This window comes from Streptomyces carpinensis (assembly GCF_002154505.1).
GTDB lineage: Bacteria > Actinomycetota > Actinomycetes > Streptomycetales > Streptomycetaceae > Streptomyces > Streptomyces carpinensis.
Genome location: NZ_MUBM01000459.1, coordinates 1 through 2177, shown reverse-complemented (window position 1 = coordinate 2177; position 2177 = coordinate 1). Strand labels below are relative to the sequence as shown.

Below are 2177 nucleotides of genomic sequence, written 5' to 3'. Positions count from 1 at the left end.
CAGCCACAACGGCTCACCCGAGACCGGACGCTCCTGCCCGTACGTCGCCAGCAGCGCCTGCGCCTCGATCGGATCACCCAGCCGCGTCCCCGTCCCATGCGCCTCCACCGCATCCACATCGGCCGCCGACAGTCCCGCGTCCGCGAGCGCCGCCCGGATCACCCGCTGCTGCGACGGACCGTTCGGCGCCGTCAGACCATTGCTCGCACCGTCCTGGTTCAGAGCCGAACCCCGCACCACCGCCAGCACCGGATGCCCGTTGCGCCGCGCGTCCGGCAACCGCTCCAGCAGCAGCACGCCCGCGCCCTCCGAGCAGGCCACACCGTCGGCGGCGGCCGCGAAGGACTTCGACCGGCCGTCGGCGGCCAGGCCCTGCTGCGTACTGAAGTAGACGAACATCTCCGGCGTCGACATGACCGTCACGCCGCCGGCCAGGGCCATCGAGCATTCGCCGCGCCGCAGGGACTCGGCGGCGAGATGGAGGGCCACCAAGGATGACGAACAGGCGGTGTCCATGCTGACGGCGGGGCCCTCCAGGCCCAGCGTGTAGGAGACCCGGCCGGAGACGACACTGCCGGCGCTGGTGCTGCCGGGCTCACGGCCGAGTGCGTAGTCGTGGTACATCACACCGGCGAACACGCCGGTGCGGCTGCCCTTCAGGGAGGTCGGGTCGATGCCCGCCCGCTCGATCGCCTCCCAGGACACCTCCAGCAGCAGCCGCTGCTGCGGGTCCATGAGTGTCGCCTCGTTGGGGCCGATCCCGAAGAACGCCGGATCGAAATCGGCGGCGTCGTACAGGAACCCGCCCTCGCGCGCGTACGTCTTCCCCGGGGTGCCCGGCTCCGGGTCGTACACGTCCGGGTCCCAGCCCCGGTCCTCCGGGAACGCCGACACCGCGTCCACACCGCCGGCCACCAGCCCCCACAACTCCTCCGGCGACGTCACGCCGCCCGGGTACCGGCACGCCATTCCGACTATCACGATCGGGTCTTCGCTGCGTCCGGTCCGCCGCTCGGCCTCCGCCAGCCGGCGTCGAGCATCCCGCAAATCGGAAGTGGCTCGCTTCAGGTATTCGAGAAGTCGCTGCTCGTTGCTCACCGAGACCTTCTCCTTCTGGCCGAGAGGGGACCACTTACGGCGACTCACTCGCGACGGCGGCCGGGCATTTCATTCCGTAGATCGATCAGGACGCTACCGAGCACCCCTAGGGGGGCCAACCCTTAACCGACCCCTGCGCCTTCTGGGGTGGAACGCATGCGGCCGGGGCGCGCGCACCTCCCGATCAGGAGGTGCAACACGCCCCGGCCAGCGGGAACATCGGACGAGCGGGATCTCCGATCGGCCGACGACTAGAGAGTGGGGGGTGAGGCCAGTTCGTCGTCGAGGATGGCGAACAGTTCGTCGGCCGTGGCATCGACGAGATCACTGTCGGCACCGTTCGGCGGCTCTTCTGCTGCGCCCTTTTCACCGGCCGGGATTTCGGAGATCTTCTCGGCCAAAGTGCGCAGACGGTCGGCCATCAGCAGCCGTTCGTGGTCCGCCGGGGCCAGCGAACCCAGCGCGGATTCGAGCCGGGCGAATTCCTCCTCGAGAGTGGATACGGATTTCGGTGCGGTGGCGGGCGTCATTCGCTTTCCGATATAGGCGGCGACATCGGCCGCCGTCGGATAGTCGAATATCAGTGTGGCGGGCAGCCGGAGACCGGTCACCGCATTCAGTTGGTTCCGCAGTTCGACCGCCGCGAGGGAATCGAATCCCAAACTGCCGAATGCACGGTCGGGCTCGATGGCGTCACCGGATGCGTGACCGAGAGCACGTGCCACATGGGTGCGGACGACGTCCAGGACGACGCCCGCGGCGTCGTCGGGGCCGAGACCGGCGACGCGGGCGGCGAGCGAGACGGTCTGCGCCGCGCCGGCCGTGGCGATCCGCTTGCGCTGCGCCGGGACCATGCCCCTGAGCAGGGCGGGCAGCTCGTCGGCGCGGGTGCGCAGCGCGACCGTGTCCAGCCGCAGCGGCACGGTGACCGCGAGGCCGGTGGACAGCGAGGCGTCGAACAGCGCGAGCCCCTCCTGGGCCGTGAGTGCGGGCGTACCGGCGCGGCGCATCCGCTCTAGGTCGGCGTCGCCTAGGCCCGCTGCCATGCCGGTGTCGATGCCCCACAGTCCGAAGGCCAT

Annotated in this window: 2 protein-coding genes; both read right to left on the bottom strand. The window is 70.2% G+C overall.

Annotation, left to right across the window (positions count from 1 at the left end):
• Positions 1 to 1146, bottom strand: a 1146-nt coding sequence (locus tag BZY54_RS43335) for a beta-ketoacyl synthase N-terminal-like domain-containing protein (RefSeq protein WP_425276383.1), incomplete at its 3' end; no start/stop codon positions are given.
• Between the two features lie 203 nt (positions 1147 to 1349).
• Positions 1350 to 2177, bottom strand: an 828-nt coding sequence (locus BZY54_RS43330; protein ID WP_086730853.1) for a phosphopantetheine-binding protein, incomplete at its 5' end; no start/stop codon positions are given.